We start from the raw sequence: 16,669 nt of genomic DNA, 5'->3' as shown, positions 1-16,669 counted from the left end.
GTAACCCGGTTCAAGTTCATTCCCCGACCAGTGTTGAAGTTCTCCATAGTGTAAACGGGCCAATATGGCGACACAATTGTCGGGACACTCGGAGATCCCATGAGTGACACCCCAACCCTGTATATAGTCCCCACTCCCATCGGTAATCTGGCGGATATCACCCAGCGTGCATTGGACATTTTACGCAGCGTCGATCTGGTGGCCGCCGAAGATACCCGGCACTCCGGCATCCTGCTCAGCCACTACCAGATCTCGGTGCCGACCTTCGCCCTGCACGATCACAACGAGCAGCAGAAGGCGGATGTGCTGATCGGCCGGATCAAGGAAGGCAAGAGCGTCGCCCTGGTCTCGGATGCGGGCACGCCGCTCATCAGCGACCCCGGCTATCACCTGGTCACCCGCTGTCGCGAGGCCGGGGTCAAGGTGGTGCCGCTGCCGGGCCCTTGCGCCGCCATCACTGCACTCTCTGCTGCCGGTCTGCCCACAGATCGCTTCGCCTTCGAAGGGTTTCTGCCGGCAAAAGCCAAGGGGCGCGACGACAGGCTGCAGGCCGTCATCGAGGATACCCGCTCCCTGGTGTTCTACGAGTCGCCGCGCCGGGTGCAGGATACGGTGGAGGCCATCGCTCGCATCCTCGGTGAACGCCAGGTGGTGGTGTGCCGCGAGCTGACCAAGACCTTCGAATCCATCCACGGTCTGCCTGCCTCCGAGATGCTGACCTGGCTTGGGGAAGACGATAATCGCTGCCGTGGCGAAATCGTGCTGGTGGTCGCCGGTGCCAGCAAGGTGGATGAAGAGCTGCCCGCCGAGGCTATCCGCACCCTGGGGCTGCTGGTGGCAGAGCTGCCGCTGAAAAAAGCGGCGGCCTTGACCGCCGAGATCCACGGCGTGAAGAAGAATGCCCTCTACAAATACGGTCTCGAGCACCACTGAGCCGTGCAAGCAGGTCAAATGAGCACCGCCAAGGCGTAAAAATAGGCAAAATGAGAGCGTTCTGACTGGTGCAAGCCAGGGGGCCCGCAAGAGTGGGCCCGGCTGGCAGGGGTTGGTGCACTATTAATTGCTGCAAACGGGAATTGCCGGTTTACCCCACTGTGTCACGAGGCTATAATCCGCGCCTCGGAGTCGGCTGGGCAATCGCTGCTTCGTCGTTGTGTCCCTCGGGACAGACGGGCGGAGGGGAGGAAAGTCCGGGCTTCATAGGGCAGGGTGCCAGGTAACGCCTGGGAGGCGCGAGCCTACGACCAGTGCAACAGAGAGCAAACCGCCGATGGCCCGCAAGGGATCAGGTAAGGGTGAAAGGGTGCGGTAAGAGCGCACCGCGCGACTGGCAACAGTTCGTGGCACGGTAAACTCCACCCGAAGCAAGACCAAATAGGCCCCTATTGGCGCGGCCCGCGTTGGGGGCGGGTAGGTTGCTTGAGCCAGTGAGCGATTGCTGGCCTAGAGGAATGATTGCTACCCGGGGCAACCCGGTACAGAACCCGGCTTACAGGCCGACTCCGACCTATTCCTGAAGAGCCTTGCGATTTATCGCGAGGCTCTTTTTTATAGCGGTAGAAATAGTAAAAAATTGAACGGCGATACTGGCCGACATGAGGAGCTTATAAAAATACCTTATAAATCAAGTTGTTGTTTTTTGTTTGCATACTTTTGTCATACACTAGTGTGTAAAAAGAGGGGAGACTCCAGCATGATTTACTTCTTTCACATTGTTCATTTTAAAAATGTTCGCAATTAATCCTATGGCTGTTAACACAAATAACTTGTGGAAAATCAACTCATTTAATCTGTAGCCTCCCCGCGCTGCGTCAATATGTTCCCCATGCCCGAGATCCTTGCTTGAAAAGCCCCCTGCTCGTCCTTAAACTTCATGGTGGAGAAAAGTGGATCAAAGTGGTTTTATTGGGCAATTTGCCTCCATAACTCACCTTCGGGGACTGCAATTTGTTGCGTGGCGCTCACGCCATCAGCCTGGACAGCAAAGGGCGACTGGCGATTCCGACCAAATATCGAGATTGGCTGCGCTCCGAGCGCGACGGCCAGCTGGTCTGCACCATCGACATAGCCCATCCCTGTCTGCTGCTTTACCCCCTGAGTGAATGGGAAGAGATAGAGCGCAAGCTCAAGACCCTTTCCAGTACCAATCCGGCGGAACGCCGCCTGCAGCGCATGCTGCTCGGACATGCCACCGAGTGCGAACTGGACGGCAATGGCCGTCTGCTGCTGAGCCAGCCACTGCGTAGCCACGCCGGGCTGGACAAGAAGATCATGCTGGTGGGCCAGCTCAACAAGTTTGAGTTGTGGGATGAAGCCCGCTGGCAACAACAGATCAATGACGACATCCTGGGCCTGCCCGAGGACGACTGGGCAAGTTCACCACGACTACAGGATTTTTCTTTATAAATGACCCAAGCCGCTGAACACATCACAGTGCTGTTGCACGAAGCCGTCGAAGGGCTGGCCATCAAGCCGGACGGTATCTACGTCGACGGTACCTTTGGCCGGGGTGGTCACTCTCGTCTCATTCTCCAGCATCTCGGTCCGCAGGGTCGACTGATCGCCATAGACAGGGATCCCCAGGCCATTGCCGAGGCGGCCAAGATCCAGGATCCCCGCTTCGAGATAGTGCACGGTCCCTTCTCCGGCATCACCACTTACCTGAGTGATCGCGGCCTGCTCGGCAAAGTCGACGGCTTCCTGCTGGATCTGGGGGTCTCTTCTCCCCAGCTCGACGACGCCGAGCGCGGTTTCAGCTTCATGAAAGACGGCCCCCTCGACATGCGGATGGACCCGACCACGGGCCAGAGCGCAGCGCAGTGGCTGGCCAAGGCCGATGTGGATGACATCGCCTGGGTGCTGAAGACCTTCGGCGAGGAGCGTTTTGCCAAGAAGATTGCCCGCGCCATCGTCCATGACCGCGTCACCGAACCCTATGTGCGCACTCGCCAACTGGCGGAGATGATTGCCCGGGTCAACCCGAGCAAGGAGAAGGGCAAGCATGCGGCGACCCGCAGCTTCCAGGCCATCCGCATCTATATCAACAGCGAGCTGGACGAGATCGAAACCGCGCTGAACGGTGCCCTGCAGGCGCTGGCGCCCGAGGGTCGCCTCTCCGTCATCAGCTTCCACTCCCTGGAAGACCGTCTGGTCAAGCACTTCATCCGCAAGCACGAGAAGGGGCCGGAAGTGCCCCATGGCATCCCGTTGACCGAGGCGCAACTGGCCGGTGGCCGCAAGTTGAAGTCGGTCGGCAAGGCGCTCAAACCTTCCGAACATGAAGTCACCGAAAACACCCGATCCCGCAGCTCAGTGCTGCGAGTCGCCCAGCGTCTGGCGGATTGAGTCATGAGCGAGGTACGCATTCATCTGTCCAGGGAGATCATCGGTGATCTCTGGCGCCACAAGCTGCAGGTCGTGCTGACCCTGGCCGTGCTGATCACCGCCTTTGCGGTGATCCTGGTGACCAACATGACCCGGGGGCTGACGGCAAAGCAGAATGACCTGATGGCGGAAGAGGACAGGCTCAACATCGAGTGGCGGCACCTGCTGCTGGAGCAGGGCACCCTGGCCGAACACTCCCGTGTCGCGAGTCTGGCCATGGATAAATTGCAGATGGCTCGCCCGCTGGTGACCACCGAGAAGGTAATTACACAACCATGACACGCAAGGCCGCCACCAAGGCTCCGGCAAAGGACAAAGCCAAGGCTAAAGCTCCGTCACTCTACCCGTGGCGCTTTCGCACCCTGGTGTTTTTCATCGGGATTGCGTTTGCCGGCCTGATCCTGCGGCTGGCCTGGATCCAGGTGATAGATCCGGACAGGCTGCGCCAGGAGGGGGACATGCGCTCCCTGCGTACCACCTCCACCCAAGCGGTGCGCGGCATGATCACCGATCGCAACGGCGAGCAGCTGGCGGTCTCTGTGCCGGTCGAGGCGGTCTGGGCCGATCCCAAGACGGTGCACGAGTCCGGCGCTATCCACAACGAGCGCGCCTGGCTGGCGCTCTCCGCCGTGCTCAAGCTCGACATCAACACCCTCAAGCATCGCATCTCTAACCCCAGCAAGCGCTTCGTCTATCTGCAGCGTCAGGTAACCCCTGCCGTGGCGGAATACATCAAGGGCTTGAAGCTGGGGGGCATCTACCTGCGCCCCGAGGCGCGCCGTTTCTACCCGACCGGCGAGATCAGCGCCCACCTGGTGGGGGTGACCAACATAGACGGCAGCGGCATCGAGGGGATAGAGCGCAGCTACAACGAATGGCTGACCGCGACCCCTGGCGAGATGCGGGTGCGCAAGGACAGGCAGGGCCGGGTCATCGAGCGGCTCGGGTTGGTCAAAGAGGGCAAGCACGCCAACGATCTGCAACTGAGCATAGATCAACGGGTACAGGCGCTGGCCTACCGTGCCCTCAAGCGCGCCACCGACGAGAACAAGGCGACCTCCGGCTCCATGGTGATGCTGGATGTGAAGACCGGCGAAGTGCTCGCCATGGTCAATACCCCCTCCTACAACCCGAACAACCGTGGTCAGTACCAGAGCTTCCGGGTGCGCAACCGGGTGGTGACCGACACCTACGAGCCGGGTTCTACCGTCAAGCCGCTGATCCTGTTGAGCGCCCTGCAGGCGGGCGTCACCAGCTGGAAGGACACCATACCCGGTGGTCCCCTGTTCATCGGGGCCAAGCAGATCCGCGATGTGAGCATTCACAAGGCGACCAACCTGTACGACATACTGCGCTACTCCTCCAACATCGGCATGTCGCGCATCGCGCTGCGGATGCCGGCCCAGGAGATGATCAACACCCTCAGCATGGTCGGCTTCGGAATGGACACCGGCAGTGGCCTGATGGGAGAGAGCGGCGGCATGCTGCCCCAGCGCCGCCGCTGGTCCGACATCGAGCGGGCGACCCTGTCGTTCGGCTATGGCCTGCGGGTCACCCCGCTGCAGCTGGCTTCCGCCTACGCGACCCTGGCCAACAAGGGCAAGCGGGTGCCGCTTTCCATCATCAAGGTGACCACGCCGCCCAAGGGTGAGCAGGTCATCGATCACAACAACGCCACCGCCATGCTGCAGGCGCTGGAGTACGTGGTGAGCAATGCCATTCCCAAGGCGCAGATCCCGGGTTATCGGGTCGGCGGCAAGAGTGGGACCGCCAAGGTCGCCGTCGCCGGTGGCTACGGCAAGGATTACATGGCCTGGTTTGCCGGTTTCGCCCCGGCCAGCAACCCCCGCTTCGTCATGGTGGTGGTGATCAACGAGCCCAAGGGCGATGCCTATTACGGCGGTGCCGTGGCGACCCCGCCATTCGCCGAGGCCATGGGGGGCGTGCTGCAGCTCTTCAACATTCGTCCCGACGCCATCCCCCCCGAGGTGCCGGCGAAGCTTGCCCGTACGGAGGCCGCCCATGGCGCACCTCGTACCTGATTGGCATCCGTTTCTCTCTGTCGACCCCGCGACTGTCGGGGTGTTTTCCATGGCGCCGCATTCCCTGAGCGCTTGCATTCCTGCCCATTCGGAGGCTTCCCATGTTGCCGCCCCGCGCACTTGATCAACTCATGAGCCATTTTGGCATCCATGCTCCGGCGCTCGCGCTCACCGACATCCAGCTCGACAGCCGGCGAGTCGGGCCCGGTTCTCTCTTCGTGGCAATCCGGGGCCACCAGATGGATGGCAGGCGTTTCATCGAACAGGCGGTGGCTCAGGGAGCGACCGCCGTCCTGTTTGAGGAGGATGGGGAATTCGTGGCCCCCGCCACCTCGATCCCCTGTTTCGGGATCAAGGATCTGCCCGCTCGTCTCTCCGAACTGGCCGGCCATTTCTATGACTATCCGGCGCAGAAGTTGCAACTCGTGGGCATCACCGGCACCAACGGCAAGAGCACCACTGCCCTGCTGGTCGCCAACTGGCGCACCCTGCTGGGAGGCAAGGCCGGGGTGATGGGCACCATAGGCAACGGCCTGTTCGGTGAACTGGTGGAAGCGGAAAACACCACAGGCAGCGCCGTCCAGGTGCAGGCCAATCTTGCCGCCCTGCAACAGCAGGGGGCCGATCTGGTGGCGATGGAGGTCTCCAGCCACGGTCTGGTGCAGCACAGGGTGGCGGCCCTGCCGTTTTCCGCGGCCGTGTTCACCAACCTGAGCCGGGATCACCTCGATTATCACGGCACCATGGAGGCCTATGGCGCCGCCAAGGAAGAGTTGCTGAAACTGGTGGACGAGCCCTGCGCCGTCATCAATGCCGACGACCGTCTGGGGCGCCAGTGGCTGGCAGCCTACCCCGGCGCGGTGGCCTTCGGCGTGCATGGCCCGATTGAAAACCATGCAGGGCGACAGTTGACGGCGCAGGATCCCCATTTCCACCAACAAGGATTTGACACGCACATTAACTCCAGCTGGGGGAATGGTGTATTATCCGCCCCCTTGCTCGGCCGCTTCAACGTCAGCAATGTGCTGGCCGCCATGGGCGCCATGCTGGTACTGGGTTATGACTTCGATGCACTGCTGGCCAGTGCCCCGAAACTGCAACCCGTGACCGGTCGCATGGAGTGCTTCGGTGGTGGCAAGGCGCCGCTGGCGGTGGTCGATTATGCCCATACCCCGGATGCGCTGGAGAAGGCATTGCAGGCCCTGCGGGTGCACTGCGAAGGTCGGCTCTGGTGCCTGGTGGGCTGTGGTGGCGACCGGGATCGTGGCAAGCGGCCCATGATGGCCGCCATGGCGGAGCAACATGCGGATCGCGTGATCCTGACCGACGACAATCCCCGTACCGAGGCGCCGGAGCAGATCATGGCGGACATGGTGGCGGGCCTTCGCGATCCTGCTGCCGTGCAGATCGAACACGACAGGGTCAAGGCGATCCGGCTGGCCCTCAGTCAGGCGAGCAAGCAGGACATCATCCTGGTGGCCGGTAAGGGCCACGAGGATTATCAGATCATTGGAACCGACAAGCGGCACTACAGCGACCGGGAAACCGTCGCGGCCGCCTTGCACACATTAATGGAGTCATTCAGATGATGACCCTCAGGCTTGCCGACCTGGCACAGGTGCTCGATGCCCGTCTGATCGGCGGCGATCTCGAGATCACGGCAGTCAGTACCGACACCCGCACCCTGGGCAAGGGGGCGCTGTTCGTCGCCCTGCGTGGCGAGCGTTTCGATGCCCACGATTTCTGCGACCAGGCCCTGGCCGCCGGGGCCTCCGCCCTGCTGGTGGAGCGCGAGCTGCCGCTCGCCATACCGCAACTGGTGGTTGCCGATACCCTCAAGGGACTGGGCCGCCTCGGCAAGCTGGTGCGCGAGCGCATCAATCCTAAAGTACTGGCCATCACCGGCAGCTGTGGCAAGACCACGGTGAAGGAGATGGCGACCGCCATCCTGCGCGGTGAGGGGGAGGTGCTGGCCACCGCCGGCAACTTCAACAATGAAGTGGGGGTGCCGCTCACCCTGCTGCGCCTCGAGCCGCAGCACCAGTTTGCGGTGATGGAGCTGGGTGCCAACCACCCGGGGGAGATCGCCTGGACCACCTCCCTGGCCCGGCCCGATGCCGCCCTCATCAACAACGTGGCCGCCGCCCATCTGGAAGGCTTCGGCTCCCTGGAAGGGGTGTTCCACGCCAAGAGCGAAATTTTTGAGGGCCTGGACGAGGGTGGCACCGCCATCGTCAATGCCGACAACGAGTTCTGGCCCAAGTGGCAGGCGAAGGGCATTCGGTGCGCCTTCTCCCTCGAAGATCAGAGCCAGCCCTTCCATGCCCGTGACATAGCGCTCAACGGGCAGGGCTGCGCCGAATTCGTGATGGTGACCCCGCAGGGAGAGTTGACCCTGACCCTGGCCATTCCCGGTCGCCACAACGTGGCCAATGCCCTGGCTGCCGCCGCCGGCTGTCTGGCGCTAGGCGCCTCCCTCGCGTCCGTCAAGGCGGGGCTGGAGCAGATGGCACCGGTCAAGGGCCGCTTCTGCGTGCAACGCTGGGGTGGTCTCACCCTGGTGGATGACACCTACAACGCCAGCGTGGAGTCCGTGCTGGCGGGCATCGATGCCCTGACCTCCATGGGCGGCTACAAGGTGCTGGTGTTCGGTGACATGAAGGAGTTGGGTGAGGAGTCCGCGGCCCAGCACGCCCGGGTCGGACACCACGCCCGCGAGCAGGGCCTCGACGCCGTGCTGACGGTAGGGGAACAGAGTCGTCACACCGCAGATGCCGCGGCGGGTCGACATTTCGATAACAAGGCGTCGTTGTTTGAAGTGCTTGCGCAAATGATAAATACACATCAAGAAATCTCGATCCTGGTCAAGGGTGCCCGCGGTTCCCGCATGGAAGATATCGTCAAGATGGTCGTTGACCGTCAGGAGTCAGCCACATGCTAGTCTGGCTGGCGGAACTGCTCACCCCGCACTTCACCTTCTTCAACGTCTTCTCCTACCTGACGTTCCGCGCCATCCTGTCGATCATCACGGGTCTGGTGGTGGCGCTCTGGATGGGGCCGCGCCTCATCCGCCGCCTGCAGATCCTGAAATTCGGTCAGGTGATCCGCAACGACGGCCCAGAGTCACACCTCAGCAAGAAGGGCACCCCGACCATGGGGGGCCTGATGATCATTGCGGCCATCTTCATCTCTGTGCTGCTCTGGAGCCGCCTCGACAACCCCTATGTCTGGCTGGTGCTGTTCGTGCTCGGTGCCTACGGCGCCATCGGCTTTGCCGACGACTACCTCAAGGTGGTGCGCAAGAATACCGACGGCCTGATCGCCCGCTGGAAGTACTTCTGGCAGTCGGCAGTCGCCCTGGCCGTGGCGGTGTTCCTCTATGCCACCGCGACCCATGACGGCCAGACCCAGCTGGTGGTGCCCTTCCTCAAGGATGTGATGCCGCAGCTCGGTCTGATGTTCATAGTGCTGACCTACTTCGTCATCGTCGGTACCTCCAATGCGGTCAACCTGACCGACGGTCTGGATGGCCTTGCCATCATGCCGACCGTGATGGTGGCGGGGGGCTTCGCCTTTGTCGCCTGGGCCACCGGCAACGTGAACTTCGCGAACTACCTGCACATTCCCTACGTGCCCTACACCTCCGAGCTGGTGATCGTCTGTACCGCCATCGTGGGTGCGGGGCTTGGCTTCCTCTGGTTCAACACCTATCCGGCCCAGGTCTTTATGGGGGATGTAGGATCATTGGCATTGGGCGGGGCGCTCGGCACCATAGCCGTGCTGGTGCGTCAGGAGTTCCTGCTGGTGATCATGGGGGGTGTCTTCGTGATGGAGACAGTCTCGGTGATCCTGCAGGTGGGTTCCTACAAGCTGCGCGGCGTGCGCATCTTCCGTATGGCACCCATCCATCACCACTATGAGAAGAAGGGCTGGCCGGAGCCGCGCGTCATAGTGCGCTTCTGGATCATCACCCTCGTGCTGGTGCTGCTCGGCCTCGCCACCCTGAAGGTGAGGTAAGCCATGGTCATCATCATAGGACTCGGCAAAACCGGACTCTCCTGCGTCGACTACTTCCTCGGTCGTGGTGTCACGCCCCTGGTGATGGACACCCGCGCCAATCCCCCGGGCAAGGAGCAACTCCCCCCCGAGGTGGAGCTGATCCACGGGCTGGACGGCGATCTGCTCAAGCAGGCGCACATGATAGTGGCGAGCCCGGGTATCGCCCTGGCAACTCCCGAGCTGAAAGCCGCGGCCGAGTTCGGGGTGCGCATCGTCGGCGACATAGAGCTGTTCGTGCGCGAGACCCAGACCCCAGTCATTGCCATCACAGGCTCCAACGGCAAGAGCACAGTCACCACCCTGGTCGGTGAGATGATCGCCGAGGCGGGCCTCAAGGTGGGGGTGGGTGGCAACATCGGCACCCCGGCGCTGGAGCTGCTCAAGCAGCCCATGGATCTCTGCGTTCTGGAGCTATCCAGCTTCCAGCTGGAGACCACTTACAGCCTGCGTGCCGCGGCATCCGTGGTGCTAAACCTCAGTGAAGATCATATGGATCGCTATCAGGGCATGGCGGATTACCGCGCCGCCAAGCAGGAGATCCATCAGCACTCCCAGCACATCCTGGTCAACCGGGACGATCCCCAGACCCTGCCCGACGTGGGTCAGGTGTGGCAGAGCTTCGGGCTGGATTGCAACGGCTACGGCCGCTGCGAGCTGGCGGGTCGCCACTGGCTGACCCTGCACGGGGAGCCGCTGCTGGCGGTGGACGAGATGAAGATAGTCGGCGCCCACAATCAGGCCAACGCCCTGGCGGCCATGGCCCTGTGCGATGCGGTCGGCATTCCCCGCGAGCCGCAACTCGCCGTGCTGCGCCGCTTCGAAGGCCTGCCCCACCGTGCCCGCTTCGTGCGGGAGGTAAACGGGGTGCGCTGGATCAACGACTCCAAGGCCACCAACGTGGGGGCAACCCTGGCCGCCGTGTCCGGGGTGCGTGAATCGGTCAGGGGGCGCCTGCTGTTGCTGGCCGGTGGTCAGGGCAAGGGGCAGGATTTCGGCCCTGTGCAGGCGCTGCTCGGCAACCAGATCGATCACATGTACTGCTTCGGTCAGGACGCGGACATACTGCTCGCCCTGGGTGAGCAGACCGAGCAGGTCGCCTCCCTCGACGACGCCGTCGCCAAGGCTGCCGCCGATGCCAAGCCCGGTGACTGGGTGCTGCTGGCGCCGGCCTGTGCCAGTCTGGATCAGTTCAAGTCCTTTGAAGCGCGCGGTGATCGTTTCACCGAGCTGGTACAAAAGTTATGAACGCCCTTCGCGCCGTCGCAGGCTTCTTGCAGCGCTGGTTGTTGCCGGCGCGTCCCGCCGGTCTCTACGACAGGCAACTGGTGGTGCTGGCGCTGGCGCTGATGTCGGTGGGCCTGGTGATAGTGGCCTCTGCCTCCATTCCCGAAGGGATTGCCCTGGGCGATGACCCCTTCATGTTCGTGAAGCGGCACGGCCTCTTCCTGGTGATGGCGCTCGGCATCTCCTGGTTCGTGCTGCAGGTGCCCATGGCGCGCTGGCAGCAGTACAACGGCCCCATGCTGCTGCTCGCCATAGTGATGCTGGTGCTGGTGCTGCTGGTGGGGCGCAGCGTCAACGGCTCGGTGCGCTGGTTGCCGCTCGGCCCCTTCAACCTGCAGCCGGCGGAATTCGGCAAGCTGGCGCTGTTCGTCTATCTGGCTGGCTATCTGGTACGCCGCCAGAGCGAGGTGCGCGAGCGCTTCATCGGCTTCATGAAACCCATGGCGGTGCTGTTCGTGGTGGCCACCTTGCTGCTGGCCCAGCCCGACCTGGGGTCCGTGGTGGTGATGTTCGTCACCTCCCTCGGGATGCTGTTCCTGGCGGGGGCCCGCATGGTGCAGTTCATCGGTCTCATCCTGGTGGGGGTGAGCGCCGTGGTGACCCTGATCATCGCAGAACCCTACCGGATGCGGCGGGTCACCTCCTTCCTGGATCCCTGGGCCGATCCCTTCGGCAGCGGCTATCAGCTGACCCAGTCCCTGATGGCGTTCGGCCGTGGCAGCTGGTTTGGCGAGGGGCTAGGCAACTCCATCCAGAAGATGGAGTACCTGCCGGAGGCCCACACCGACTTCGTGTTCGCCATCCTTGGCGAGGAGCTGGGCTACGTGGGTGTGCTGGGTGCGCTCTTCCTCATCTTTGCGCTGGCGGTGAAGGCGCTCAAGCTCGGTCACCAGGCGCTGGTGTCCGAACGGCTCTATGAAGGCTATCTGGCCATAGGCATCGGCATCTGGTTCAGTTTCCAGACCTTCGTCAACGTCGGCGCGGCCAGCGGCATGATGCCGACCAAGGGGCTGACCCTGCCGCTGGTCAGCTACGGCGGCTCCAGTCTCATCATCATGATGGTGGCGGTGAGCATGTTGATTCGTATCGATTTCGAGTTGCGCCAGGCCAGTGCCCAGGCGCGTGTGCGGGAGGTTTCGTGAGCAAGACGTTACTGGTGATGGCGGGTGGTACCGGGGGCCATGTGTTCCCCGGGCTGGCCGTGGCCGATCGCCTCAAGGCCCAGGGCTGGACCATTCACTGGCTCGGTACCGCCGACCGGATGGAGGCCGAGCTGGTGCCCGCCCACGGTTACCCCATCTCCTTCATCGACATTCAGGGGGTGCGTGGCAACGGCATCAAGCGACTGCTGGTCGCCCCCTATCGCATCGTGAAATCCGTGCTGCAGGCACGTCGCGTGCTGAAAAACATTCGTCCTGATGTGGTGCTCGGCATGGGGGGCTTCGCCTCAGGCCCGGGCGGCGTGGCGGCCTGGCTGTCCGGTATTCCCTTGCTGCTGCACGAGCAGAACGCGGCGGCCGGCCTCACCAACAAGCTGCTGGCCCGCCTCGCCAAACGGGTGCTGATGGCCTTCCCCGGCGCCTTCGCGCCGAGTGCCCGCACCGCAGTGGTCGGTAATCCGGTGCGCCCCGAAGTGGTGGCCCTGCCGGATCCCCAGCTGCGCAGCAGCAGCGAACCGCTGCGCCTGCTGATCGTCGGTGGCAGCCTGGGGGCCCGGGTGCTCAACGAACAGGTGCCGCCAGCGGTGGCGGCGGCTGGCGTGCCGATTGAAGTGCGTCACCAGTGTGGCAAGGGCAACCGGGAGACTGTCGCCCAGGCCTATGCCGAGCTGGGCGTCGAGGCCGAGGTGAGCGAGTTTATCAAGGACATGGCCGATGCCTATGCCTGGGCCGATCTGGTAGTGTGCCGCGCCGGGGCCCTGACGGTCTCCGAGGTGGCTGCCGCCGGTGTGGCCGCCATCTTCGTGCCGCTGCCCCATGCGGTGGATGATCACCAGACCCGCAACGCCCTGACTCTGGTCGACGGCGGGGCGGCCGAATTCCTGCCCCAGTCCGAGCTGACCCCGGCCTCATTGGCTGCGCGTCTCTCCTGGCTCGCCGGACGCAGGGAGACACTGTTGAACATGGCCCAGGCCGCCCGTCGCGTGGCCATCATAGATGCCGCCGAGCGGGTTGCCGATGAGTGCAAGCGGCTCGCCAGCGGGCGGAGCGAGAAAGCATGTTGAGCCAGATTGCACAGGCCAGGCCGTGCAGTCTTGTCCCCGTATTTATTGATGCCGCCGAGCGCAAACCGCTGACGGCAGACTTGAAGAGAGAGCTATGACCAAGGTTGAACTGGCAAAACTGCGTACCGTGATCCCCGAAATGCGCCGCGTGCGTCGCATCCACTTCATCGGCATAGGTGGTGCCGGTATGGGCGGGATCGCCGAGGTGCTTGCCAACGAGGGCTATCAGATTTCCGGCTCCGATCTGTCCCGCAATGCGGTGACAGAGCGGCTCGCGTCACTGGGGGCTCATATCTTCGTGGGGCACAGTGCCGAGCACGTGAACGAGGCGAGCGTGGTGGTGGTCTCCACCGCCATCAAGCAGGACAACCCCGAGTTGCTGGCTGCCCGTGAGCTGCGCATTCCCGTGGTGCGCCGTGCCGAGATGCTGGCCGAGCTGATGCGCTTCCGCCACGGGGTTGCCGTCGCCGGCACCCACGGCAAGACCACCACCACCAGCCTGGTGGCGAGCATCTATGCCGAAGCCGACCGTGACCCTACCTTCGTCATCGGCGGTCTGCTCAACAGCGCCGGCACCAACGCCCGCCTGGGCAGCAGTCGCTATCTGATCGCCGAGGCGGACGAGAGCGACGCCTCCTTCCTGCATCTGCAACCCATGGTCTCCATCGTGACCAACATCGAAGCGGATCACATGGACACCTATGGCGGCGACTTCTCCAAGCTGAAGGCCACCTTCATCGACTTCCTGCACAACCTGCCGTTCTACGGTCTGGCCGTGGTGTGCGTGGATGATCCCGTGATCCGTGGCATGCTGCCGGAAATCGCCCGTCCGACCCTGACCTACGGCCTTGCCGAGGATGCCGATGTGCAGGTGCTGGACTTCGTGCAGACCAGCAACCGCAGCCGCTTCCGGGTGCGCCGCAAGGATGCCGGCGAGCTGACCGTCACCCTGAATCTGCCTGGCATCCACAACGCCCTCAACGCTGCCGCCGCCATCGCGGTGGCGACCGAAGACGGCATTGGCGACGAGGCCATCATCCAGGCGCTCGCCAAGTTTGAAGGTGTGGGTCGCCGCTTCCAGCAATATGGCGAGTTCGAGACGGGCCGTGGCAAGGCCATGCTGGTGGACGACTACGGCCACCACCCGAGCGAAGTCAAGGTGACCATCAATGCCGCCCGCGCCGGCTGGCCCGAGAAGCGACTGGTCATGGTGTTCCAGCCGCACCGTTACAGCCGGACCCGGGATCTCTATGAAGATTTCGCCGACGTGCTCTCCAAGGTGGATGTGCTGGTGATGCTGGAGGTGTATGCCGCCGGTGAAGAGCCGATCCCGGGGGCCGATGGCCGTGCCCTGTGCCGCTCCATCCGCTCTCGCGGCACCCTGGAACCCATCTTTGTCGCAACCCCTGACGATGTGCCGGCCGTGCTGGCCGACCTGATCGGCGAGGGGGATCTGGTGCTGACTCAGGGCGCCGGTAACGTTGGGGCACTGGCCCGCCGTCTCGGTGAGATGAAATTGAGCGTGGATAGCATGAAATCCGGTGCCTGAGGGCCCAATGAGTATTTTGACCGCCAAGCCGAGGCCTATATAATGGCGAACCGGTCTGCAAGTGGCCGGCATGGCGCGTTATACGGGGATAGATCGGGTGGAGGCAAGGGCACAAGGGCGCACCAAGGGGGGCTTCATCGCCGGGGTGGCATTTTTCATCCTGGTCATGTGGGGGCTCTACCAGACTGCGCTGGATGTTAAAGACTGGCTGACAGATGCCAGTCGGTTGCCCATGAGCGAGCTGTTGCTGCAGGGGCAACACGAATATTTGAAAGCCGATGAGTTGCGCGCCGCCGTGCTGGATGGCGCCGAGTTGCGCAACTTCTTCGAGTTGGACGTGAACGAATTGCAGGGGCGGTTGAACGCCCTGCCCTGGGTGGCTCAGGTCTCTGTACGCAAGAAGTGGCCGAACAAGATCAAGGTCTACCTCACCGAACAGGCGGTGGCGGCACGCTGGAACGGCAACCGCTTCGTCAACACCAAGGGTGAGGTGTTCAGTGCACCGGACAGGGTGACGAAACCCCTGATGCAGTTGTCCGGGCCCGATGATCAGGCCGCCAAGGTGCTGGAAGCCAGCCATCAGTACGAGACGCTGCTGGCGGCCAAGGGATACAAGTTGTTGGGGGTGAATCTGACTCCCCGCCATGCCTGGGAACTGACCCTGGATGGCAACATTCAGCTGTTCGTGGGGCGCTCGGATATCGCGCTTCGCCTGCAGCGGTTTATCGATGCCTTTCCGGTCATCGAACCCCGTGAGCGGGTTGCTTACGTGGATCTTCGATACGACACCGGAATGGCAGTTGGCTGGAAGAAAAGCGAAGAGAAAGTGAATGACCAACACCGCAGATAGAAATTTGATTGTCGGACTGGATATCGGCACGACCAAGGTGGCGGTACTGGTTGGCGAAGTATTGCCCGATGGCGAACTCAATGTCATCGGCATGGGCAGCCACGCTTCTCGCGGGATGGAGAAGGGCGGGGTCAATGACCTCGACTCCGTGGTCAAGTCCCTGCGCCGCGCGGTGGAAGAGGCCGAGATGATGGCCGACTGCCAGATAAGCTCCGTCTATCTGGGGCTGTCCGGCAAGCACATCGATTGCCGCAACGAAACCGGCATGGTGCCCATCTCCGATGAAGAGGTGACCCAGGAGGACGTGGACAACGTCATCCACACCGCCAAGTCGGTGCGACTGTCGGACGAACTGCGGGTGCTGCACGTGCTGCCCCAGGAGTTCGCCATCGACTATCAGGAAGGCATCAAGAATCCGGTCGGTCTCTCCGGCGTGCGGATGGCGGCCAAGGTGCACCTGATCACCTGCCACAACGACATGGCTCGCAACATCGAGAAATGTGTGGAGAAGGTGGGTCTGCGAGTGGATCAGCTGATCTTTTCGGCCCTGGCTTCCAGCTATGCCGTGCTGACCGAAGACGAGAAGGAGCTGGGTGTCTGCGTGGTGGACATAGGTGGCGGTACCATGGACATGTCGCTGTTTACCGGCGGTGCCCTGCGTCACACCAAGGTGATCCCGTACGCCGGCAGCACTGTGACCAGCGACATCGCCTACGCCTTCGGCACACCGCCGCTGGACGCCGAAGCGATCAAGGTGCGCTACGGTTGCGCCCTCGGCCGCCTGGTCAGCAAAGAAGACAATATTGAAGTCCCCAGTGTCGGCGGTCGCCCGGCGCGTAGCCTGCAACGGCAGACACTGGCTGAAGTGATTGAACCCCGTTACACGGAATTGCTCTCCATGGTGAATGACGAGCTGGTACGGGTGCAGAGCGAATTGAAGGCACAGGGGGTCAAGCATCAGCTGGCGGCCGGTGTGGTATTGACCGGTGGCGCGGCCCAGATCGAAGGCATTGTGGAGTGTGCAGAGCAGATCTTCCAGAGCCAGGTCCGGGTGGGCGAACCCATGAACATTCGGGGATTGAGCGATTACGTGCAGGCACCTGTGTACTCGACCGCGGTCGGGCTGCTGCAGTACGGCCGTACCAATCAATCCACCGGCAGTAGCAAGGAATATGCCGCCAAGGCAAGCGTAGGTGGGCTGGTCAAACGGGTCAGCAACTGGTTGCGTGGCGAGTTCTAAAGATTTTGCGTCAGTCAGCAAATAAAGCGGAGAGACA

14 protein-coding genes and 1 other RNA gene are annotated in these 16,669 nt (G+C 62.7%); all 15 read left to right on the top strand.

Going from position 1 to position 16,669, the window contains the following annotated elements; genetic code table 11:
* The first annotated feature begins 99 nt into the window (after positions 1 to 99).
* The 15 genes from rsmI (at position 100) to ftsA (ending at position 16,632) form a co-directional block, all read left to right on the top strand.
* Positions 100 to 933 (top strand): 16S rRNA (cytidine(1402)-2'-O)-methyltransferase, encoded by an 834-nt coding sequence (rsmI, locus tag OC537_RS14170; protein ID WP_139745541.1) that lies wholly within the window; start codon positions 100 to 102, stop codon positions 931 to 933.
* A gap of 188 nt (positions 934 to 1,121) precedes the next feature.
* An RNA gene (rnpB, locus tag OC537_RS14165) (RNase P RNA component class A) lies at positions 1,122 to 1,508 on the top strand.
* Positions 1,509 to 1,947: 439 nt separating this feature from the next.
* Positions 1,948 to 2,406, top strand: coding sequence for a division/cell wall cluster transcriptional repressor MraZ (gene mraZ, locus OC537_RS14160; RefSeq protein WP_005332092.1), 459 nt, complete (start codon positions 1,948 to 1,950; stop codon positions 2,404 to 2,406).
* The gene (rsmH, locus tag OC537_RS14155; protein WP_111911138.1) at positions 2,407 to 3,345 is read left to right on the top strand and encodes a 16S rRNA (cytosine(1402)-N(4))-methyltransferase RsmH; all 939 of its coding nucleotides are present in this window, start codon (positions 2,407 to 2,409) and stop codon (positions 3,343 to 3,345) included.
* A gap of 3 nt (positions 3,346 to 3,348) precedes the next feature.
* Positions 3,349 to 3,663, top strand: a complete 315-nt coding sequence (gene ftsL / locus OC537_RS14150; protein WP_025328463.1) for a cell division protein FtsL — start codon at positions 3,349 to 3,351, stop codon at positions 3,661 to 3,663.
* Positions 3,660 to 5,426, top strand: coding sequence for a penicillin-binding transpeptidase domain-containing protein (locus OC537_RS14145; protein WP_106885645.1), 1,767 nt, complete (start codon positions 3,660 to 3,662; stop codon positions 5,424 to 5,426). Before ftsL ends, OC537_RS14145 begins: the two co-directional genes overlap by 4 nt.
* Before the next feature lie 101 nt (positions 5,427 to 5,527).
* Positions 5,528 to 7,015 (top strand): UDP-N-acetylmuramoyl-L-alanyl-D-glutamate--2,6-diaminopimelate ligase, encoded by a 1,488-nt coding sequence (gene murE / locus OC537_RS14140; RefSeq protein ID WP_410050477.1) that lies wholly within the window; start codon positions 5,528 to 5,530, stop codon positions 7,013 to 7,015.
* Positions 7,012 to 8,367, top strand: coding sequence for a UDP-N-acetylmuramoyl-tripeptide--D-alanyl-D-alanine ligase (murF, locus tag OC537_RS14135; RefSeq protein WP_262112123.1), 1,356 nt, complete (start codon positions 7,012 to 7,014; stop codon positions 8,365 to 8,367). The genes murE and murF overlap by 4 nt, the downstream gene beginning before the upstream one ends.
* Positions 8,361 to 9,443 carry a phospho-N-acetylmuramoyl-pentapeptide-transferase gene (mraY, locus tag OC537_RS14130; RefSeq protein ID WP_262112121.1) on the top strand — a complete coding sequence of 361 codons (1,083 nt, stop codon included), beginning with the start codon at positions 8,361 to 8,363 and terminating at the stop codon, positions 9,441 to 9,443. The genes murF and mraY overlap by 7 nt, the downstream gene beginning before the upstream one ends.
* A gap of 3 nt (positions 9,444 to 9,446) precedes the next feature.
* Positions 9,447 to 10,730 carry a UDP-N-acetylmuramoyl-L-alanine--D-glutamate ligase gene (gene murD, locus OC537_RS14125; RefSeq protein WP_262112119.1) on the top strand — a complete coding sequence of 428 codons (1,284 nt, stop codon included), beginning with the start codon at positions 9,447 to 9,449 and terminating at the stop codon, positions 10,728 to 10,730.
* On the top strand, positions 10,727 to 11,911 hold the full coding sequence (ftsW, locus tag OC537_RS14120) for a cell division protein FtsW (protein WP_162627267.1): 1,185 nt from the start codon (positions 10,727 to 10,729) through the stop codon (positions 11,909 to 11,911). The genes murD and ftsW overlap by 4 nt, the downstream gene beginning before the upstream one ends.
* Positions 11,908 to 12,993, top strand: coding sequence for an undecaprenyldiphospho-muramoylpentapeptide beta-N-acetylglucosaminyltransferase (murG, locus tag OC537_RS14115; protein WP_262112117.1), 1,086 nt, complete (start codon positions 11,908 to 11,910; stop codon positions 12,991 to 12,993). The genes ftsW and murG overlap by 4 nt, the downstream gene beginning before the upstream one ends.
* Positions 12,994 to 13,087: 94 nt before the next feature.
* Positions 13,088 to 14,542 carry a UDP-N-acetylmuramate--L-alanine ligase gene (murC, locus tag OC537_RS14110; protein WP_171276948.1) on the top strand — a complete coding sequence of 485 codons (1,455 nt, stop codon included), beginning with the start codon at positions 13,088 to 13,090 and terminating at the stop codon, positions 14,540 to 14,542.
* 97 nt (positions 14,543 to 14,639) lie between these two features.
* Complete coding sequence (locus OC537_RS14105; protein ID WP_262112242.1) at positions 14,640 to 15,392, top strand: cell division protein FtsQ/DivIB; 753 nt, start codon at positions 14,640 to 14,642, stop codon at positions 15,390 to 15,392.
* Positions 15,373 to 16,632, top strand: a complete 1,260-nt coding sequence (gene ftsA, locus OC537_RS14100; RefSeq protein ID WP_025328454.1) for a cell division protein FtsA — start codon at positions 15,373 to 15,375, stop codon at positions 16,630 to 16,632. Before OC537_RS14105 ends, ftsA begins: the two co-directional genes overlap by 20 nt.
* Positions 16,633 to 16,669: the final 37 nt, after the last annotated feature.

The organism is Aeromonas sp. Marseille-Q5825 (genome assembly GCF_946892685.1).
Classification (GTDB): Bacteria; Pseudomonadota; Gammaproteobacteria; order Enterobacterales; family Aeromonadaceae; genus Aeromonas; species Aeromonas rivipollensis.
Note: the sequence above shows the minus strand (reverse complement) of the source record. Positions and strands in the feature narration are given on the sequence as shown.

What these genes read in the sequence shown, in the direction of transcription:
- rsmI (WP_139745541.1), top strand. Translation starts at nt 100, where the DNA reads ATGAGTGACACCCCAACCCTGTATATAGTCCCCACTCCCATCGGTAAT.
- rsmH (WP_111911138.1), top strand. Translation starts at nt 2,407, where the DNA reads ATGACCCAAGCCGCTGAACACATCACAGTGCTGTTGCACGAAGCCGTC.
- ftsL (WP_025328463.1), top strand. Translation starts at nt 3,349, where the DNA reads ATGAGCGAGGTACGCATTCATCTGTCCAGGGAGATCATCGGTGATCTC.
- OC537_RS14145 (WP_106885645.1), top strand. Translation starts at nt 3,660, where the DNA reads ATGACACGCAAGGCCGCCACCAAGGCTCCGGCAAAGGACAAAGCCAAG.
- murE (WP_410050477.1), top strand. Translation starts at nt 5,528, where the DNA reads ATGTTGCCGCCCCGCGCACTTGATCAACTCATGAGCCATTTTGGCATC.
- murF (WP_262112123.1), top strand. Translation starts at nt 7,012, where the DNA reads ATGATGACCCTCAGGCTTGCCGACCTGGCACAGGTGCTCGATGCCCGT.
- mraY (WP_262112121.1), top strand. Translation starts at nt 8,361, where the DNA reads ATGCTAGTCTGGCTGGCGGAACTGCTCACCCCGCACTTCACCTTCTTC.
- murD (WP_262112119.1), top strand. Translation starts at nt 9,447, where the DNA reads ATGGTCATCATCATAGGACTCGGCAAAACCGGACTCTCCTGCGTCGAC.
- ftsW (WP_162627267.1), top strand. Translation starts at nt 10,727, where the DNA reads ATGAACGCCCTTCGCGCCGTCGCAGGCTTCTTGCAGCGCTGGTTGTTG.
- murC (WP_171276948.1), top strand. Translation starts at nt 13,088, where the DNA reads ATGACCAAGGTTGAACTGGCAAAACTGCGTACCGTGATCCCCGAAATG.
- ftsA (WP_025328454.1), top strand. Translation starts at nt 15,373, where the DNA reads ATGACCAACACCGCAGATAGAAATTTGATTGTCGGACTGGATATCGGC.